Below are 18,568 nucleotides of genomic sequence, written 5' to 3' on the forward strand. Positions count from 1 at the left end.
TAATGCGGCGGTCGGAGTACTCCGACGGCTCGGGCGATCCACACCGCGACGGACCGGACTGCCGCTGGCACGAGCCCGAGCCGGATCGTCGCCTCGGGCCGCTCTCCGAACATCAGCACGATCCGCGCCGTAGGGTTCTCATCCGTGAGTGACGGCGGTGCGGGTCTGCGGACGCGGGTAGTCGCGGGCGCGTACAGCGCGGTGCTCGCGGCGGTGGTGGTCGGGCCACTGCTCGGTCCCGGCTATCTGCTGCTGCGCGACGCGGTGAGCACGCCGCGTTCGTATCTCACGGGCTCCGCGCTCGGACTCGGGGACTCCGCGCCGCGGGCCGTGCCGCAGGACGCGCTGCTCGCGGCGGTGTCGCCGCTGGTGGACGGCGGGTTGGTCGTGAAGGCCATTCTCGTGCTCGCGCTCTGGGCGGCCGGGTACGGCTCCGCGGCGCTGGTGCGGGAGTTGTTGCGCGCCCCTCTCGCCGCGCAACTGGTCGCGGTGACAGTGGCGCTGTGGAATCCGTACGTGGCCGAACGGCTGCTGCAGGGGCACTGGAGCCTGCTGGCCGGATATGCGGCGCTGCCGTGGACAGCACTCGCCGCCTACCGTTTACGGGGCTCCGCACACGCGGCTCACAGAGGCAGCGCCCGTGTGAGACCCGTGTGGGGACTGCGGACGCGGCGCGCTTCGAAGGACGAGGTCCGCGACAGCGCGGAAACGCCGCAGGCCACGCCTCGGCGGGCCAGCATGGAAACGCTGGGTGCCTGGGCGACGCTCGCGGGGTGTTTCGCCGCCGCGGGGCTGACGCCGACCGGCGCTCTCCTCGCGGGCATCACCGCGGCGGTGACAGTCCGCCGCCGACATCTCCCCGGCACGCTCGCGCTGCTGGTGGCGGCGTCGGCGCCTTGGCTGACCGCGACGCTGTTGTCGGGCGCCGGAGCGGAGCCGTCGGATCCCGCGGGCATTCCCGCGTTCGCCGCGCGCGCCGAACCCGGCCTCGCCACTCTGGGTTCGCTGGCCGGGCTCGGCGGCATCTGGAACGCCGACGCGGTGCCGGATTCACGCACCACGCCGTTGGCGCTGCTCGCCACCCTCCTGCTGCTCGCGATCGTCGTCTCCGGCATCCGCGCGGTCGCCACCGACCGGACCGGCGGGCGAGAGAGCCTGCGCGTCCGTCGCGCCCTGCTGGCGCTGGCCGCGGCGGCGGTCGTGCTGCCCGCGCTCGCCGCGACCGGCTGGGGCATGGAGGCGATGGAGTGGCTTGTGGTGAACGTGCCGGGCGCGGGCCTGCTCCGCGACACCCAGAAGTACGTCGCGCTGGCCGTGCCCGCCTACGCGCTGTGCGCCGCCGCCGGATGCTGTGCGCTGGCCGCCCTCTTCCGCCGAACGGCAACTGCCGCAACGAAGTCCACAGCGACAACCACTACCGCGCTGGCCGCGACGGCATTCATCGCCTTCCTCGTTCTCCCCCTGTTCGATCTCGCGTGGGGCGTCGGCGGCGCGATGCGCGCGGTCCACTACCCGCCGGGCTGGCAGCACGTCGCCGAACGCATCGACGCCCCGGGCGATGTCGCGGTGCTGCCCGCAGGCATGTTCCGCAGGTTCCCGTACAGCGGCGCCGCCCCGGTGCTCGACCCCGCGCCGCGCATGCTGCCCAACGACGTGCTGCAAACCGGAGAGCTTCCCGTCCGCGGCCGCACGGTCGCGGGCGAAGGAACGCGCGCCCGCGATGTGGAAACGCTTCTGCTCCAAGGCGGTTCGGCGCGGGATCTGTCACGCCTCGGCGTCGAATGGGTGCTGGTCGAGCGCACCACCCGCGGCCCGCTCGGCGAATCGAAAACCACACTCGCCCAACTCGAACCGGTCTACGCCGACGACCACCTCGCGCTGTACCGAGTCCCGGGCCCAGACCCTGTCGTCGCGGCACCGGACCACCGTGGGCTCGCAGTCGCCGCGCACCTCCTCTGGGCGATGATGCTGATCGGCGGCCCGGCGCTGACGGTGGTAGCGCGACGCATTTCCCGTGCCGAAGATCGTCTGTACGATGTCGAAAACTGATACAGCGCAGCAAGTTCCGTGATGCTGCGGCAGATCAGCCGATGGGCCGCGCGACTGGGCGGCGACCCGGAACTCGCTCGCAGCTCCCGCACCGACCCGCCAGCGGCTCGACATCCAAAACTGAGACAGCGTGGCAAGTTCCGCGATGACGCGACAGATCGGCCAATTGGCCGCTCGACATCCAAACCGATTCAGCGCGGCAAGTTCGGCGATGACGCAACACGGCAGATCGGCCGATGGGCGCGCGGTCCGGCGCTCACGCGACGCAGCTCCCGCAGTCGCCCGCCGTCGAAACCGAGACGGCGCAGCAAGTTCCGCCGATGTCGCAACAACGGACCCGCGGTGGTTACGCCGGGCGGCCTTGTTCATCACCGGCGAAGTGAAAGCCGCACGCCCTCAGTTTCAATCCGCGGGCGCGGCGACCAACCCTGAGACGTGCTCGCCGCGCGACACCGCCGCGAGCACCTCGTACACGCCGTTGCCGGTCTGCTCCCACGAGAACTCCCTGGCCCTCGCGCGCGCCTTCTCTCCCATCACGCCGCGCACGGCGGATTCCTCGAGCAGGTCGCCGACGGCGGTGGTGAGCTGGGTGACGTCGTCGACGAGCAGTCCGGTGACGCCGTCCACGATCGAGTCGGTGAGGCCGCGGGAGCTGCGGTAGCCGACGGTCGGCACGCCGTGCTGGGCGGCCTCGATCACGGCAAGCCCCCAGCCCTCCTTGCGCGAGGGCAGCACGTGTACCCAGGCGCGGGCGAGCAGTTCGTGCTTGCGGCGTTCGTCGACGTGCCCGTGGAAGGTGACGGCGTCGGCGATATCCAGCTCGCGGGCGGTGGCCTGGAGATTCTCGGCCCACCACCCGCCGCCGACGACGTCGAGGCGCAGGCCGGGGATCCGGTCGCGCAGCCGGGCGACCGCGGTGAGCGCGTCTTCGATCTGCTTGTGCGGCACGAGCCGGGACAGCACCACGACGCGCGGCTCGGACGTGCGGGTCGTCGCCGCGCCGGTGGGAGCGTCGGCGGGCACGGGCTCGGCCCCGTTGCGGACGACCGCGATGCGCGAGCGATCCACGCCGAGGGTGGCCAGCTCCTCCGCCGAGGGCAGCGACACGGTCAGGTATTGGTTCTCGCGATGCACGCGCGGGGACAACCGCGATTCGATCCACCAGCCGATCCGGCCGACCAGGCGACCGGCGACCGGCCACTGTTCCCGGTGCCCGTGGTGCACCAGCACCACCGAGGGCGCGTCGCTCGCGGCGGCCGCGAAGAACGGGATGCCGTTCTGCGTGTCGATCACTGCATCGGGACGCACCCCGCGCAGCGGTCCGATGCCGAGCCTGCCGAGAGCGATGGCGGCAAGGGCCCGCGGGTAGACGGTGTAGCGCCCGCCGCCGCGGCTGATGTCGATGCCGTCGACGCGTTCCCGTTTCGGCGCACCCGGGTAGCGGGCAGTGCGCAGCGTGACCTTGACCCCGCGCGCGGCGAGCTGAGCGCCGACCTGTTCCAGGTACCGCTCACTGCCGCCGCCCTGTGGGTGCCCAGTGTCACGCCAGCAGAGCAGGAGGACTTCGCGCACGTGGAGCTTCTCTCGGTCGGTAGGTCCCGGCGGGGACACGGATGGTCGGGCTACACAGTAATAGACGAGGTCCTCGGTCAAGTGCCCTAGCGCACATCCTGGCACGTCACCGCCGATTCGAAGGGATTTCCAGCGAATTGTCTGAAACATCTACATTTCACAGCCCGATCTGGATACCCTCCCGCCAGCCCCGATTTCCAGGGGCAGGCCGGTCGAAGGCCGGCCGTCACGATGAGGAGAACACCATGAAAATGGCACCGACGAGGACGGGCGGTGGCGCCGGGAACGGCGGCGACCTGGACGGCCTGCTCGGCTTGATCCTGGCGCTGATCACGTCGTCCACCTCGACCGGAAGCGGCGCGAGCAGCGGCGTCGGCTGAGCCGACTCGAAGCGGCGGTCCGGTGCGCGCGGCTCCGGACCGCTTTCGCGTGAGCACACCGCGCCCACGGGCACAGCGGCCGGTCGGCGGGCCGAGGACAGGCCTGTGCGAAACTCGGCGCCGTGCTGAGAGCCGAGATCATGTCTTCCGACGCGCCCCGATTCGCGCGACGCGCGACGCTGCGCCGGTCGCTGCGACTGCTCGGCAGCTTCCGTTTCGAACAGTCCGATCCCGGGCGCTTCTACGGCGGCCTCGCCACCGACACCGCCGAGATGATCGGCGACTTCTACGCCGACATCGCCGGAGCCGGCCTCGCGGGCACGACGATTCTGGACGTCGGCGGCGGCCCCGGCTATTTCGCCGACGAGTTCGCCAAGACCGGCGCGCGCTACATTCCCGTCGAACCCGATCCCTCGGAAATGCACGCCGCCGGACTCTCGGTGCCGGGCGCCGTGCGCGGCTCGGGCATGGCACTGCCCTTCCGCGACGACGCCGTCGACATCTGCTTCTCGTCGAACGTCGCCGAGCATGTGCCGCAGCCGTGGGCCATGGCGGACGAGATGGTCAGGGTGACCCGCCCCGGCGGACTGATCGTGCTGTCCTACACGGTGTGGCACGGCCCGTTCGGTGGACACGAGACCGGACCGTGGCACTACCTCGGCGGCGAGTACGCAGCCCGCCGATACCACCGCAAGCACGGCAAGGAACCGAAGAACCGGTACGGCACCTCACTGTTCGCGGTCCGGGCATCCGAGGGATTGCGTTGGGCGGCAACGACTTCGGCCGACGTTCACACCGTCTTCCCGCGCTACCACCCGCGCTGGGCGTGGTGGCTGGTGCGCGTTCCCGCGGTGCGCGAGCTGGCCGTGAGCAACCTCGTGGTCGTCGCGACGAAATCGGCCTGAGCGCCGGTTATTTCGCGAGCCAGCCGCGACGCCACCGGCGACCACAGGACCCGTCCCGTTCCCACGGCGATTCCTGAATGGCCAGCCCGACCGTCTCCAGGGTGGTCAATCCGACTTGATCGGCGAGGATTCCGACGGCGGCGACCGCTTCCGCGGCCTGCATCGCCGCCGTGGCCTGCTCGATGGTCAGCGTGCGTCCCGGTAGGAACGACACCACCCAGCCGCCCGCGCCGACGCTCTTCGCCTGGTGTTCGGTCTGATCGCTGGTCATCAACGACCGGCCGATCACTTGCACCGCCATGACTCGTTCACCCCAATTACGGTCTCTGATCAATGCTGCTCGGCCGATGTTTCGGCCGGAAAACGCGGGAGGGAGCTGATGAGTAGCTACAGCATCCACTGTCCAGCAACAGAACGCAATAGTGCGTTCTCGGAAAAAGCGAACCGACAGGTTGGAATTCGACCTGGTCAGGCGCCTGCGCGAAGAGAAAACTGAAACAGGTTACAGACAAGCGGGCCGTAAAACTGTAACGTGTTCCCATGCATTACGACAGCTTGTTCATCGGCGGCCGCTGGACTGCGCCAGCGGGCACCGAGCGCCTTCAGGTCATCTCACCGGCCACGGTCGAGCCGGTGGGCAGCGTCCCCGTGGTCGAGCGGGCCGACGTCGACGCCGCCGTCGCCGCCGCGCGGCACGCCTTCGATCACGGTCCGTGGCCCGCGACCCCGCCGCTCGAACGCGCCGCGGTGCTCACCAAGGCCGCGCGCCTGATCGAGCAGCGTTCGGCCGATCTGCTCGCGACACTCACCGCGGAAATGGGCGCGCCGCAGATGATCGCCCTGACGCTCAACCAGATACCGGCCACCGCCGCACTGGACGCGTATGCCGCACTCGCGCAGACGTTTCCGTGGCAGGAGACGCGCGTCGGCGGGTTCGGCACCACGCGGGTCACGCGCGAACCGCGCGGCGTCGTCGCCGCCATCACCGCGTGGAACGTGCCGCTGTTCCTCGCGGTCAACAAGCTCGCGCCCGCCCTGCTCGCCGGCTGCACGGTGATCCTCAAGCCCGCGCCGCTCACACCGCTGACCGCCAACATGGTCGCCGACATCTTCACCGAGGCGGGCCTGCCGGAGGGTGTGCTCTCGGTGCTGCCCGCCGACGCCGAGGTCGCCGAATACCTGGTCTCCCACCCCGGCGTCGACAAGCTCACCTTCACCGGCAGCACCGCCGTCGGTCGCAAGATCGGCGCCATCGCCACCGGGCAGCTCAAGAGCGTCTCGCTCGAACTCGGCGGCAAGTCCGCGGCAATCCTGTTGCCCGACATGGATCTCGCGGCGAGCATTCCGGTGCTGGCCTTCTCCGGCCTGATGAACAGCGGCCAGGGTTGCGTCGCGCAGACCAGGATCCTCGCGCCACGCAGCCGCTACGACGAGATCCTCGACGCGCTGGTCGAATACGTCCGCACGCAGAAGACGGGTGATCCCACCGATCCCGCCGTCCAGTACGGCCCGCTCATCTCCGAGCGCCAGCGCGAACGCGTCGAGGGCTATATCGCCAGGGGCAAGGCGGAGGGCGCACGCCTGGTGCTCGGCGGCGGACGGCCCGCCGACCTGGACCGTGGCTGGTTCGTCGAACCGACGATCTTCGCCGACGTCGACAACAAGTCGACCATCGCGCAGGAGGAGATCTTCGGCCCGGTGCTCTCGGTGATCCCCTACGAGACCGAAGACGAGGCGGTGGCCATCGCGAACGACTCGGCCTACGGCCTGGCGGGCTCGGTGTGGACGACCGATATCGAGCACGGCGCGCAGATCGCGGCGCGGGTGCGCACCGGGACCTACGCGATCAACTGGTACGCCTTCGATCCGACGTCACCGTTCGGCGGCTACAAGAACTCCGGGCTCGGCCGCGAGAACGGCCCCGAGGGTCTCGACTCCTTCTGCGAGCAGAAGTCCCTGCTGATGCCGCTCGGCTGGACCGGATAGGAGTACCTCCGGCTGCGCTGGGCCGTGGGCGGCGGCGGATGGGCTCTGTCCAGCGCCTCGGCTCCAGCTGTGCGCGGCGTCGGTCTCGACTCCGTCCGCTGCTCCGCTCCAGCTGTACGCGGCGCCGGTCCAACTCCGTCCGGGGACGCCGCGCTCCGGCCGTGCGCGGCTTCGGATGGGCTCCGTCCGATGCCGCCGCTCAGCGGTACGCGGCGTCGGTCTGAACCAGGGGCGCCGCGCTCCGGCCGCGCGCGGCATCGGATGGCTCTGTCCTGCGCCTCCGCTCCAGCCGTACACAGCGTCGACCCAACTCCACCCAGGCGCGCCGCGCTCCAGCCGTACACGGCATCGGTCCAACTTCGCCCAGGGCCGACGCGCGCTCCAGCCGTACGCGGCATCGGATGGCTCCGTCCGGCACCTCCGCTCCAGCCGTACACAGATCGGTCCGACTCCACCCAGGGGCGCCACGCTCCGGCCGTACCCGGCATCGGATGGCTCCATCCGGCACCTCCGCTCCAGCCGTACACGGCGTCGATCCAACTCCGCACGGGGGCGCCGCACTCCGGCCGTACGCGGGATCGGATAGCTCTGTCCGGTGCCTCCGCTCAGCCGTACACGGCGTCGGTCCGAACCAGGGACGCCGCGGCGGCCGTGCGCGGCATCGGATGGCTCCGTCCGGCACCTCCGCTCCAGCCGTACACGGCGTCGATCCGACTCCGTCCGGGGCCGACGCACTCCAGCCGTACGCGGCATCGGATAGCTCTGTCCGGCGCCTCCGCTCCAGCCGTACACGGCGTCGATCCGACTCCGTCCGGGGCCGACGCGCTCCAGCCGTACGCGGCATCGGATAGCCCTGTCCGGCGCCTCCGCTGCAGCCGTGCCCGGCGTCGGTCTCGACTCCGCCCGGGGGCGACGCGCTCCGGGCCGTCGCGGCTTCGGATGGGCGCCGTACGGTCAGCGCACCGGGCGAGCGGCGCGGCTCGCCCCCGGCTCACTGGTCGGGCATCACGACCCGCAGCGCCGCCGTATCGTCTCGGCCCGGCTGGATCTGTGTGTCCACGACCTCGACCCGCCAACCGGGCGGCAGCGCCTTCTGGAGGCGGCCTGCGTGGCGGTGCAGTGGCGTGCTCACCGGCGCCGACGCGGCCCCGGCCACCACCGGGGATTCGCGGGCGTCGAACTCGAGATCGGTCATGCTCCAACCACCTCTCACGCGTCTCTACGCGCCGCGCCGGGGGCTGCGACGGCGATAGGGCAGTAGTCCCTCCGATCGGCCGGGCCAAGCGTCGAGGCGCCGATCGGTTGTGAAGCCGATATCGAAGTCAGAATAGGACACGGCGTGGCGCGCCTCACAGCCCCGGGTGCGCAGTCGGATCAGCGGCGCAGCGAACGGCGATATCCGGCGGGCGTCGCGCCCGTCGCGGCGCGCAGATGCGTACGCAGCGCGGTGACGCTGCCGAAACCCGATTGCGCCGCAACGACTTCCACCGGTAGGTCGGTGGTCTCCAGCAATTCCCGCGCCCGCGCGGTGCGCTGCGCCTCCAGCCAGCGCCGCGGCGTCGCGCCCACTTCCGCCTTGAAACGCCGGATGAAGGTGCGCTCGCTCATCAGCGCGTGCCGGGCCAGCGCGGAAACATCCGGCGCCGCAGCGGGATTCGCCGCCGCCCAGGCCATCGTCGCGGCCACACCCAGCGAGCCGTCACCCATCCGCCCGAGCGCGTCCGGAATGTATTGCGCCTGACCGCCTTCCCGGTGCGGCGGCGTCACGTTCCAGCGCGCCAGCTCGGCGGCGAATCCGGCGCCGAGCTCGCGGCGCACCAGGTGCAGGCAGAGGTCGAGACCCGCGGAGAGTCCCGCGGAGGTGAGCATGTCACCGTCGTCGACGTACAGCGCGCCGGGGTCGAGCCGGACCGAGGGGAACAGCGTGGCGAACTCCTCGCAATACGCCCAGTGGGTGGTGGCGGGCCGCCCGTCCAGCAGGCCGGCCGCGGCGAGCACGAAAGCTCCGACACAGATGCTCACCATCGTCGCGCCGCGCCCGGCCGCCGCGCGCAGCGCGTCGATCGCCTCGGGCGGGGGCGGCGAGGTGGGCAGCCCGATCCCGGGCACGACCACGATCTCGGCCTCTTCGAGCAGCTCCAAGCCGTATTCGACGTGCAGGTCGAAGCCGTTCGGCGTCCACACCGGCCCCGGCCGCACGCCGCAGGTCCGCATCTCGAACCCGCGGCCTTCCCCGGTCTTGCTCGGCCCGTGCCGGAAGGCCTGGACCGCGCAGGCCAGGTCGTAGGTCATGACGCCGTCCAGCGCGAGGGCGACCACCTGTTTCACGCCTTCAGTTTGGCACGAATCGGAGCCTTACTGGCATTCCCGCCACTGGCCACGACCTCCGGCGGCCGGTTCACTGAGACCACCGAGACGGAGGAGGTCGGGCGTGGGTGCGCCAGCAGACGACAACAGAGCGCCAGCGGAAATCGACCCGGCGCGAACAAAGACCAACCCAGCGCCGCCAACAGCCAACGAAGCGCCGACAAAGATCGACAGAACGCCGGCAACAGCCAACCGCGCTCCGGCAGGCATGGACTGGAAATGGGCCATGGAAACCGGCGGCGCGCTGACCCGCCGCCAGCGCGGGCAACTCACCGGCAAGCTGGTCACCGCGCTGCCGGGCATCGTGGCCGGGCAGGTCCGGCTCGCCCTCGGCCGCCGCGGCGCGGGCCGCGTCGACTTCGCGGCACTGCGACTGCCGGACTCCCGACTCGCCCGCGCCGCGGAAAGCGAAGCGCGAGAATGCCTTACGCCGCACGTCCTCGAACATTCGTATCGCAGCTACTTCTTCGGACGCGCACTCGCCGACCTCGACGGCGTACGATACGACGACGAACTCGCCTACGTGTCCTGCCTGCTGCACGACCTGAATCTCGAACACCCCACGCCGGGAAGGTGTTTCGCGGTGGTCGGGGCCGAACGAGCGGTCGGGTTCGCGACCGCGTCCGGCGCGACGCCCGAACAGGCCCGCACCATCGGCGCGGCCATCGCCGCCCATCTGACCATCGGCGTCGCCGACCGCCCGGACGACCTCGGGTTCGTCTCGGCGGGCGCGGGCGCCGACGTTCTCGGCCTGCGCCTGGCCGACCTGGACCCCGCGTGGGTGACCGAGCTACTGCACCGGCACCCCCGCCACAACTTCAAACGACACATGATCGCGGCTCTGCGCGCCGAGGCAGCCGCCGTCCCCCACGGCCGCGCCCGATGGCTGCTCTCCACAGCGCAATTCGCACCACTGATCCGGCTCGCACCGTTCCCCGAATAACAGGTGTGCGCCACCCGCGCCGCCCCGCCGGGGTGCGCTCGCCCCGGGCACCGCAGCCGAACCCTCCGGCGCACACATCCACCGCACGCCGCACACAGCCGATGGCGCTGTGCGACGTCCGAACGGTGTGTGATCTCCTCGCAGTCGACCAGGAAAACACGATCGCCCGCACCGAAAACGGTGCGGGCGATCGTGAAAGACAATCAGCTCAGGCGCTGCTTGAGGGCCTCGAACTCGTCGCGCACACCCGAAGGCAGCTTGTCGCCGACGAACTCGAACCACTCCTCGATCAGCGGGATCTCCTTGCGCCATTCCTCGGCGTTCACGGCGAGCGCCTCGTCGACGTCCGCCGCGTCGACATCCAGACCCTCCAGGTCCAGCTGCGCCGCGGTCGGCACGTTGCCGATGGCGGTCTGCTCGGCCTGCGCGGAACCCTCGATGCGGCCGATGATCCACTCCAGCACGCGGGAGTTCTCACCGAAGCCGGGCCACAGGAAGCGGCCGTCGGCGCCGCGACGGAACCAGTTCACGTAGAAGATCTTCGGCAGCTTCGCCGCATCGGCGTTCTTGCCGACGTTGACCCAGTGGGCCAGGTAGTCGCCCACGTGGTAGCCCATGAACGGCAGCATGGCCATCGGGTCGCGGCGCACGGTGCCGACCTTGCCCTCGGCCGCTGCGGTCTGCTCCGAGGAGAGCGTCGCGCCCATGAACACGCCGTGCTGCCAGTCGAAGGACTCGGTGACCAGCGGGACGGTGGTCTTGCGGCGGCCGCCGAACAGGATCGCCGAGATCGGCACACCCTGCGGGTCGTCCCACTCGGGGGCCAGGATCGGGCACTGCGACATCGGGGTGCAGTAGCGCGAGTTCGGGTGGGCGGCCAGCGTCTCCGTCTCGCGGTGGTACCAGTCGTTGCCCTTCCAGTCGATCAGGTGATCGGGCTCGCCCTCGAGACCCTCCCACCAGACGTCGTTGTGGTCGGTGCGCGCGACGTTGGTGTAGACGGTGTTGCCCGCCTCCATGGTCGCCATCGCGTTCGGGTTCGACTGGCGGTTGGTGCCGGGCGCGACGCCGAAGAACCCGAACTCCGGGTTCACCGCGTACAGGCGGCCGTCCTTGCCGAAACGCATCCAGGCGATGTCGTCGCCCAGGGTCTCCGCGCGCCAGCCGGGAACGGTCGGCTGGATCATCGCGAGGTTGGTCTTACCGCAGGCGCTGGGGAACGCCGCGGCGATGTAGTAGGCCTTGTTCTCCGGGGAGATCAGCTTGAGGATCAGCATGTGCTCGGCCAGCCAGCCCTCGTCGTGCGCCATCGCCGAGGCGATGCGCAGCGAGTAGCACTTCTTGCCGAGCAGTGCGTTGCCGCCGTAGCCGGAACCGTAGGACCAGATCTCGCGGTCCTCGGGGAAGTGGGTGATGTACTTGGTGTCGTTGCACGGCCACGGAACATCCTGCTGGCCCTCGGCCAGCGGCGCGCCGACGGAGTGCAGCGCCTTCACGAACGGCCGGTCGGCGCCGAGCTTCTCCAGCGCGGCGGTGCCCATGCGGGTCATGACGCGCATCGAGACGACGACGTATTCGGAATCGGTGAGCTCCACGCCCAGCTTGGGGTCCTCGGCGCCGAGCGGGCCCATGCAGAACGGCACCACGTACATGGTGCGGCCCTTCATCGAGCCGCGGTACAGCTCGGTCATGGTGGCGCGCATCTCGGCGGGGTCGACCCAGTTGTTGGTGGGTCCCGCGTCGGCCTCGGTCTTGGAACAGATGTACGTGCGGGACTCGACCCGGGCCACGTCGGACGGATCGGAGAGCGCGAGGAAGGAGTTCGGCTTCTTCTTCTCGTCCAGCTTCTGGAAGGTGCCCGCAGCCACGAGCTGGGCGGTCAGACGCTCCCACTCCTCATCGGAACCGTCCGCCCAGACCACTCGGTCCGGCTGAGTGAGTTCTGCGACTTCTTGTACCCAGGCGAGTAGTTCGCTGTGCTCGGTCGGCGCCTGGCCGTCGGATCCACGAAGACCAGGAATGGTCGCTGAGGTCATGAAAACTCTCCTGAGATGGGCGGCTGTCCGATGTTTCGCCGCCTGGCCCAAGGCCCATGACCAGCGCGAACACACCGAGCGCCACCGTTGGCGGGAAGGCAACCCGCTACGACCAGTCGAAAGCGCGCCCCGGCTGGACGGCGTACAAGGACGAAGCGGACGCCCAGGTTCCTGCTTAGAGGTTAACGCGATGTGACTACCAGTACGGAATCGGGTTCCTAACCATGTACCCATTCGGTTGCCTATTCAACAGGCACGATGTGCCTGTCGAGTATCGCGATATCGCGTTCGCACGCCGCCAGCTGGCCCGGCTGCTCGGCCGCGGCCCGCCGAATCCGGGCCTCCAGTTCCGCTACCCGTCGGTCGGTGTCGACGATCCGCGTGGCGCTCGCGCGCACCACGCGATCGGCCAATTCGGTCTCCGCTTCCACCAGCGCGGTCGCCACCCGTTGCTCTAGCTGGGCTTTCACGTTCACGAGCGCGTCGGCGACCCACTGCCGGACGTGCGCGCGATCGGCGACCTGCCGCCGCGCCCGCACCACCCACCAGGCCACGAGGCCGCCGAGCAGCAATGTGAAGGGGATGCTTGCCACATCCAGCGCGGGCACCAGCGACAACGGCGCGACGAGCAGCCTGCCCAGTCCGACGCCCGCCGAAGCGCCCAGCGCGATCATGAGGTGATCTTCGACACCCCGGTGCCTCGGCTCCGGATCGGGGCCGACCCGGGGCGCCGGGTCCCGTCGGCGATGCGGCGGCGCGAGATCCACGCGGCCCGCGCTGTCCAGGCGATGCATCAGTTCGGCGAGCCTGCGCTCGATGCTCGCGTCCACCGCGCCGGTCAGCTCGGTCACCGACTGCTGCAGGCGGTCCGGATAGTCGCCGAGCTCGGCGGGGTGCAGGCGGTCGAGCTCGGTGCGGGCCGCCGTGTGCAGCGCCCTGACGTGCCCGCCTACCTCGGTCATCAGGTCGACGCGGGCCAGGTGCAGCTGGCCGCGCAGCGTCGACATGGCGGTGGCGCGGCCGCCGTCGCGGCCGGCGAGCAGGGTCGCGCGCTCCTCGCGCCAGCGGGTGGGTTCCACACCCGAGCGCAGCGCGGCGACCTGTTCGACGACCCGCTTCCTGGTGTCGGTGAGCACCCGGGCCAGCACGGCGGACAACCGCTCGTCGCCCGACGCCTCCGCGTCCGCCGCGGTCGCGGTCAGTTCGGCGTGCAACGCAGTCAGCCCGGAGCGGTCGATCAGCCCGGCGTCGCCGCCGGTGCGTCCGGCGACGGCGAGACGCGCCGAGACCGGGATGATGTCCAGGTCGCCGAAACCCTGCGCGGCGAGCAGCTCGAGATTGTGCGAGCGCACGGTGCGCCAGTCCTGGTAGGCGTGCACGCCGTTCATGACGAGCAGGATTCGGGTGCCGTCCGACCGCAGGCGGCGCACCACCCCCAGCGTGTCGGTGCCGAGGCTGGTGCCCGCGTCGAGCAGGATCAGCGCCACGCCGGAGGGCGCGCCGCCCGAGGGGGCGGTGGATTCCACGGCCGCGTTGGCGTCGGTCATCGGATCGGTGAGATCGATGCGAGGTTCGAAACGCGCCAGCTCGGTGCGCAACAGGGTGGTGTTGGCGTCGTCCGGGCCGATCAGCGCGACGGTCGAGGCCGCTCCTGCGCCACGCACCGCCTTCAGCAACGCCATGCCCTGGGGATTCCAGCGCGCGACCACCGCCTCCACGTCCGCCGACAGCGGTTCCGGCGGAGTCGGTCCCCGCAGCGCCGGATCCGGTCGATCAGAGTCCGGCACTGCTCATTCGCTCCCATAGTCGGATGTATCCGTTGTGCACCCGCAGCGCCGCGCGCCGCGCCGCGGGCGGCATGTCGCCGGCGACCACAGCGCGCCAGCGCGCGGCCCTGGTCAACGCGTCGTCGGCGTCGGCGGGCGCGGGCGACGGATAACCCGCGGCGAGATGCGCGACCGCGGGATTCGCCAGTCCGGCGCACAGGGCCAGCCACATGGCGTCGTCGCCGTGCAGGTAGTCCTCGAGGATGTCCCTGGCCTGTCCGGTCTCGCCCGGCAACGCGCGGGCCGCCAGCCGGGCAAGCTCGTCGAGCAGTTCGCCGCCGCGCAGCGCCGAGACCTGCTCGTAGCGGCGGTGCAGCAGCCGGTGCAGCGCGTCGATGCCGCTGGCGGCGTGCAACAGTTGCAGGATCGCGTGCGCGCCGAGCTCGGGATCGTGGCGCAGCGCGCTCAGCGCGCAGGTGATGCCGTAGAGCTCCCAGCGGTGCAGCAGTTGCTCGCGTTCGGTGACGTCGGGGCCCGCGGTCGGTGAGACGAACAAGTCCGGCGAGAGCGTCAGCGCGGGGTCCGCGGCGGCGGCGAGCCTGCGCAACGTGGCCATGTCGGCGTCGGTGACGGCGCCCGCCCGCGTGCGGACCGCCAGCGCGGCGACCACCGGCAGCGTGAGAATGCCCAGCTCCCTGGTGTACTGCTCGGCGGCGGCGACCGCGTCGCCCCAGCGCGAGCCGATGGCGTCGGCCTTGTTCAACACCACCACCGTGCGCTCGGGCGGCAGTTCGGCGAGCACCCTCCGGTCGGCGGGCAGCGGCGCGCCCGCGAGGACGTAGACCACGATGTCGGCGTCGAGCACCGGATCGGGCGCGCCCGGCTCGTCCACCGGACCGGTCTCCGCCGCCGACATCAGCGCCAGCGCGTGCAGCACCGTGGTCCGGCCCGCGTGCGCGCGCCCGGTCACCTGGATGCGCGGCGGCCTGCGCCACGCGTTGACCGCGCTGTTGGCGTGATGACCGATGGCGGCGGCCTGCCCGCCCACCGACTGCAGATCGACGAGAAGCCGATCCAGCTGATCCCCTTCGCGCGTGGGCACACCCCGTTCGCGCAGCTGCCCGTTGAATTCGGTGGCCGTCGGCATGGCTACACACCCCCTTGTCGAGGCGCAATTCTGTCAGACCGAGCGGTCACCGGCAGTGCCGACCGCTCAGGAACCGGAGAAGTATTTGTTGGCCGCGCGGACCGCCCAGCTCGGGGCGTACTTCGCGGCCGTCGCCAGCAACTTCGCCTGCGTACCGATCTCGTAGTGCACCCTGGGCAGCCGGGGGCGCTTGCTGGTCGCCTCCCAGATGCCGTCGGCCACGTCGGCGGCGGTCAGCCGCACGCCGAGCGATTTGGTCGTCGCGGTGTCCATGCCGTCCACCATCGAGGTCGCCACGAACAACGGCCACACCGCGATCACCCGGATGTCGTGCCGTGACCACTCGAGATCCAGTGCCTCCGTGAGGCTTTTGACCGCCGACTTGGTCGCGCCGTAGCTGGCGAGTTCGGGCTGTCCGTAGATCGCCGACGCCGAGCAGAGATTCACCACCTGGGACCGTCTGGTGTCGCGCAGGTACGAGAAGGCGTGGTGGGTGCCCGCGAGTACCCCGCCCAGGTTGACGTCGATGATCGCCTGGTGGGTGGCCAGGTCGATGTCTTCGAAGCGGCCCGAGCGCAGAATTCCCGCGTTGTTGATCAGGATGTCCAGCCGGCCCGTCTCCGCGTAGAACTCGGCGAGCCGCTCTTCCCAGTGAGTGTTGTTCGTCACATCCAATATCCCGGTGCGCACCTTGCCACCTGCGCTGTTGATGTCCGCGGCCAGCCGGGAGAGGCCGACCTCGTCGATGTCATAGGCGCCGATGTGGTACCCGTGCCCAGCGAAAAGCAGTGCCGTAGCCCGGCCGATACCGGCCGCCGCACCGGTGATGAACACGGTCGGTGAACTCATGTCGGCAGTCTAGTGCCGTCGTCGACCCCTGTTACCAGGGTTCACACAGATACCGCGCTTCACTTACTCTGCACTGGTGGTCGGCACCATCGGCGGTGCGCAGCTTCGCTTTTCAAGCAAGCGCTCCGGCCCGTCGAGGAGGTTGCGATGACCGTCGACGCCATCGGTGTTGTCGACAGCGAACCGGAGGCCATCGGCCACCGGCAGGCCCGCGGCGCCCAGGCGCTGCCGCCCGGCGACAAGCCGCTGCTCCCCAGCGCCGATCCGTTCTACCGGCCGCCGCGCGGTTTCGCCTCCAGGCCACCCGGCGCCGTCCTCCGCAGCCGCGCCATCGATCTCGCACTCTTCGGTGTTGTGCCGCAACAGGTTTCGGCCTGGCAGCTGCTCTACCGCAGCAACGATCTGCACGGCGCGCCCGAGGTGGCTGTGACCACCGTGCTGCTGCCCGACGGCGCCGACCCGTCCGAAGACCGGCCGCTGCTGGCCTTCCAGACGGCCATGGACGCGGTCACCGAGAAGTGCTCGCCGTCCTACGCCCTGCGGCGCGGATCCCGCGCGCTCGGCGCGGTCACCCAGGTGGAGTGGCTGCTCGTCGCGAACGCGCTGCGCCGCGGCTGGGCGGTCTCGATCGCCGATCACGAGGGACCGCACGGCAACTTCGGCGCACCGCGCGAACCCGGCTACCGCGTGCTCGACGGCGTCCGCGCGGCGCTCGGCTTCACCCCGCTCGGCCTGCACGCGGGCACACCCGTCGGCGTCTGGGGCTATTCCGGCGGCGGCATGGCCAGCTCCTGGGTGGTGGAGATGGCGCCGACCTACGCGCCGGAGCTGAACATCGCGGGCGCGGTGCTCGGCGCGCCGGTCGGCGATCCCGAGCAGGTGTTCCGCAGGCTGAACGGCGGCAGCTACGCCGGTCTGCCCGCCATCGTGATCGCCGCGCTGCGCAAGCTCTATCCCGCCCTCGGCGCGGTGATCGACGACGAGCTCACGCCCGAAGGGCATCGTTTCGTCGCCACGGCCGAGACCTCGACGCCGCTCGGCGCGATCCTCGCGCTCGCGGGCAAGAAGATGGACGACTTCCTGCAGCGCCCGCTGCAAGAGTTGCTGGCCACACCCGAGTTCCGCGACCTGTTCGACGACCTGCGCCTCGGCCACTCCACCCCCACCTGTCCGCTGCTCGTGCTGCAACCCGTGCACGACCAGGTCATCCACAAGGAGGGCGTGGACGGTCAGGTCGCCCGCTACCGGCAGGGCGGCGCGTCGGTCACCTATGTGCGCGACCGGCTCAGCGAGCACTTCTCGATGCTGCCGCTGGCCACCCCGATCAGCCTGGCGTGGCTGGCCGACCGGCTGGCGGGCGAGCCGCCGACCGCCGACTCCGACTCCACCGTGTGGTCGGTGCTCGCCTCCCCCACCGGCCTGCGCGGACTGCTGGAAATGGCGACCACCACGGTGAAGGTCGTGCTCGGGCGGCCGCTGCGCGGCGAGACCCCGCCCGCGCCGAGGATCGTCGCCGAACGCGCCGCCTGACCTCGCGAAGACCGCGCGGTCGGGGTTCGATTGCCGTGCCGTTCGTCGGATGCTGGACAATGGACGCCGTGAACGACGCCGCCAACCACACTGTCGAGTCGGTTCCGGGCAGGCCGTCCACAGCATCGGCCCCGCTCGAAGCAGGCAGACGATCGCCCACCGGCTCCCGCCTCTACCCGAGGGTGACCAGCTTCCGCTCCCGCCGGGGCGCGCTGACCCCGAACCAGCAGGGCGCCTGGGATCGCATGTGGCCGAAGATCGGCCGCGAGGTCTCCGACGCACCGCTGGACGCCGCCGCCTGGTTCGGTCGCGAAGCCCCGCTGGTCATCGAGATCGGCTGCGGGACAGGCACCGCCACCGCCGAGATGGCGCAGGCCGAGCCGCACCTGAACCTGATCGGCATCGAGGTGTATCAGCCGGGCCTCGCCCAGCTGGTGCAGCGCATCGAGCGCGAGGACATCGGTAACATCCGGCTGCTGCGCGGCGACGCTGTAGATGTGCTCGAGCACATGATTGCCGAAAAGTCGCTGACCGGCGTACGGGTGTTCTTCCCCGATCCGTGGCCGAAGGCAAGGCACCACAAGCGGCGGCTGCTGCAGCCCGCGACCCTCGCGCTCATCGCGAGCCGCCTCCGGCCGGGGGGTGTGTTGCATGTCGCGACCGACCACGCGGGTTACGCCGAACACATCGCCGAAGTCGGCGCCGCGGAACCGCTGCTGATCGGCCTGAACGAGGCGACCGGCGGCGTCAGCGCGGACAACGAGGAGAGCGCCCCGATCGGCTTCGACCGCCCCGTCACCAAATTCGAAGGCAAGGCGCATCGGGCGGGAAGCGCCATCACCGAGTTCATATGGGGCAAGATCGAATGATGAGCGAGCGCAGCGAGCGACCAATTAGCTCGGCCGTCATGAAAGTCGTGGGGTGTGCCTCGCGCATGCCGGAGCCGAGCGTCAGCGAGGCGCAGGGATGAGCGAACGCAGTGAGCGAATCATGTGCCAGCGTGCCTCGCGCATGCCGGAGCCGAGCGTCAGCGAGGCG

The 18,568-nt window shown here is 70.5% G+C and carries 15 protein-coding genes; 7 read left to right on the forward strand and 8 right to left on the reverse strand.

Going from position 1 to position 18,568, the window contains the following annotated elements; all coding sequences use genetic code 11:
* The first annotated feature begins 144 nt into the window (after positions 1-144).
* Entirely contained in the window at positions 145-2,049 is a 1,905-nt protein-coding gene (locus AC3EO7_RS11260) for an MmpA family trehalose lipid delivery protein (RefSeq protein WP_431968328.1), read from the forward strand.
* Between the two features lie 402 nt (positions 2,050-2,451).
* Here the strand turns inward: AC3EO7_RS11260 and AC3EO7_RS11265 are convergent, their stop codons facing one another.
* The gene (locus tag AC3EO7_RS11265) at positions 2,452-3,621 is read right to left on the reverse strand and encodes a glycosyltransferase family 4 protein (RefSeq protein ID WP_431968330.1); all 1,170 of its coding nucleotides are present in this window, start codon (positions 3,619-3,621) and stop codon (positions 2,452-2,454) included.
* 245 nt (positions 3,622-3,866) lie between these two features.
* Between AC3EO7_RS11265 and AC3EO7_RS11270 the strand changes: the two genes are divergently transcribed.
* Together AC3EO7_RS11270 and AC3EO7_RS11275 are read left to right on the forward strand one after the other, a co-directional pair.
* On the forward strand, positions 3,867-4,001 hold the full coding sequence (locus tag AC3EO7_RS11270) for a hypothetical protein (protein ID WP_431968332.1): 135 nt from the start codon (positions 3,867-3,869) through the stop codon (positions 3,999-4,001).
* A gap of 140 nt (positions 4,002-4,141) precedes the next feature.
* Positions 4,142-4,906 carry a class I SAM-dependent methyltransferase gene (locus AC3EO7_RS11275; protein WP_431968547.1) on the forward strand — a complete coding sequence of 255 codons (765 nt, stop codon included), beginning with the start codon at positions 4,142-4,144 and terminating at the stop codon, positions 4,904-4,906.
* Between the two features lie 7 nt (positions 4,907-4,913).
* Here AC3EO7_RS11275 and AC3EO7_RS11280 read toward each other — a convergent pair whose 3' ends face one another.
* A complete protein-coding gene (locus AC3EO7_RS11280) occupies positions 4,914-5,207 on the reverse strand; it encodes a hypothetical protein (protein ID WP_431968334.1) in 294 nt (97 codons plus the stop codon).
* Positions 5,208-5,446: 239 nt separating this feature from the next.
* On the opposite strand from AC3EO7_RS11280, the gene AC3EO7_RS11285 reads away from it, so the two are divergent.
* Positions 5,447-6,892, forward strand: a complete 1,446-nt coding sequence (locus tag AC3EO7_RS11285) for an aldehyde dehydrogenase (protein ID WP_435591142.1) — start codon at positions 5,447-5,449, stop codon at positions 6,890-6,892.
* Between the two features lie 991 nt (positions 6,893-7,883).
* Here the strand turns inward: AC3EO7_RS11285 and AC3EO7_RS11290 are convergent.
* Positions 7,884-8,087: a hypothetical protein gene (locus AC3EO7_RS11290; protein WP_431968338.1), complete on the reverse strand. Its 204-nt coding sequence runs from the start codon at positions 8,085-8,087 to the stop codon at positions 7,884-7,886.
* Between the two features lie 179 nt (positions 8,088-8,266).
* The gene (locus AC3EO7_RS11295; RefSeq protein WP_435591143.1) at positions 8,267-9,220 is read right to left on the reverse strand and encodes a GlxA family transcriptional regulator; all 954 of its coding nucleotides are present in this window, start codon (positions 9,218-9,220) and stop codon (positions 8,267-8,269) included.
* A gap of 247 nt (positions 9,221-9,467) precedes the next feature.
* Here AC3EO7_RS11295 and AC3EO7_RS11300 point away from each other — a divergent pair, with 247 nt between their 5' ends.
* Positions 9,468-10,202, forward strand: coding sequence for an HD domain-containing protein (locus tag AC3EO7_RS11300; protein ID WP_435591144.1), 735 nt, complete (start codon positions 9,468-9,470; stop codon positions 10,200-10,202).
* A 203-nt stretch (positions 10,203-10,405) separates the two neighbouring features.
* Here the strand turns inward: AC3EO7_RS11300 and AC3EO7_RS11305 are convergent, their stop codons facing one another.
* From AC3EO7_RS11305 to AC3EO7_RS11320, 4 genes are all read right to left on the reverse strand, one after another.
* On the reverse strand, positions 10,406-12,238 hold the full coding sequence (locus tag AC3EO7_RS11305; protein ID WP_431968344.1) for a phosphoenolpyruvate carboxykinase (GTP): 1,833 nt from the start codon (positions 12,236-12,238) through the stop codon (positions 10,406-10,408).
* Between the two features lie 242 nt (positions 12,239-12,480).
* Entirely contained in the window at positions 12,481-14,025 is a 1,545-nt protein-coding gene (locus tag AC3EO7_RS11310; RefSeq protein WP_435591145.1) for a hypothetical protein, read from the reverse strand.
* Positions 14,012-15,151, reverse strand: coding sequence for a hypothetical protein (locus AC3EO7_RS11315; RefSeq protein ID WP_435591146.1), 1,140 nt, complete (start codon positions 15,149-15,151; stop codon positions 14,012-14,014). Before AC3EO7_RS11315 ends, AC3EO7_RS11310 begins: the two co-directional genes overlap by 14 nt.
* 66 nt (positions 15,152-15,217) lie before the next feature.
* Complete coding sequence (locus AC3EO7_RS11320; RefSeq protein ID WP_435591147.1) at positions 15,218-16,000, reverse strand: SDR family oxidoreductase; 783 nt, start codon at positions 15,998-16,000, stop codon at positions 15,218-15,220.
* A gap of 147 nt (positions 16,001-16,147) precedes the next feature.
* Here AC3EO7_RS11320 and AC3EO7_RS11325 point away from each other — a divergent pair, with 147 nt between their 5' ends.
* Complete coding sequence (locus tag AC3EO7_RS11325) at positions 16,148-17,530, forward strand: lipase family protein (RefSeq protein ID WP_431968352.1); 1,383 nt, start codon at positions 16,148-16,150, stop codon at positions 17,528-17,530.
* Between the two features lie 59 nt (positions 17,531-17,589).
* A complete protein-coding gene (gene trmB, locus AC3EO7_RS11330; RefSeq protein ID WP_431968354.1) occupies positions 17,590-18,399 on the forward strand; it encodes a tRNA (guanosine(46)-N7)-methyltransferase TrmB in 810 nt (269 codons plus the stop codon).
* Positions 18,400-18,568: the final 169 nt, after the last annotated feature.

Source organism: Nocardia sp. bgisy118 (genome assembly GCF_057708605.1).

Bases quoted from the DNA above. Each gene is read 5' to 3' on its own strand.
- AC3EO7_RS11270 (WP_431968332.1), top strand. From the start codon at position 3,867: ATGAAAATGGCACCGACGAGGACGGGCGGTGGCGCCGGGAACGGCGGC.
- AC3EO7_RS11275 (WP_431968547.1), top strand. From the start codon at position 4,142: ATGTCTTCCGACGCGCCCCGATTCGCGCGACGCGCGACGCTGCGCCGG.
- AC3EO7_RS11280 (WP_431968334.1), bottom strand. From the start codon at position 5,207: ATGGCGGTGCAAGTGATCGGCCGGTCGTTGATGACCAGCGATCAGACC.
- AC3EO7_RS11285 (WP_435591142.1), top strand. From the start codon at position 5,447: ATGCATTACGACAGCTTGTTCATCGGCGGCCGCTGGACTGCGCCAGCG.
- AC3EO7_RS11290 (WP_431968338.1), bottom strand. From the start codon at position 8,087: ATGACCGATCTCGAGTTCGACGCCCGCGAATCCCCGGTGGTGGCCGGG.
- AC3EO7_RS11300 (WP_435591144.1), top strand. From the start codon at position 9,468: ATGGACTGGAAATGGGCCATGGAAACCGGCGGCGCGCTGACCCGCCGC.
- AC3EO7_RS11305 (WP_431968344.1), bottom strand. From the start codon at position 12,238: ATGACCTCAGCGACCATTCCTGGTCTTCGTGGATCCGACGGCCAGGCG.
- AC3EO7_RS11315 (WP_435591146.1), bottom strand. From the start codon at position 15,151: ATGCCGACGGCCACCGAATTCAACGGGCAGCTGCGCGAACGGGGTGTG.
- AC3EO7_RS11320 (WP_435591147.1), bottom strand. From the start codon at position 16,000: ATGAGTTCACCGACCGTGTTCATCACCGGTGCGGCGGCCGGTATCGGC.
- AC3EO7_RS11325 (WP_431968352.1), top strand. From the start codon at position 16,148: ATGACCGTCGACGCCATCGGTGTTGTCGACAGCGAACCGGAGGCCATC.
- trmB (WP_431968354.1), top strand. From the start codon at position 17,590: ATGGACGCCGTGAACGACGCCGCCAACCACACTGTCGAGTCGGTTCCG.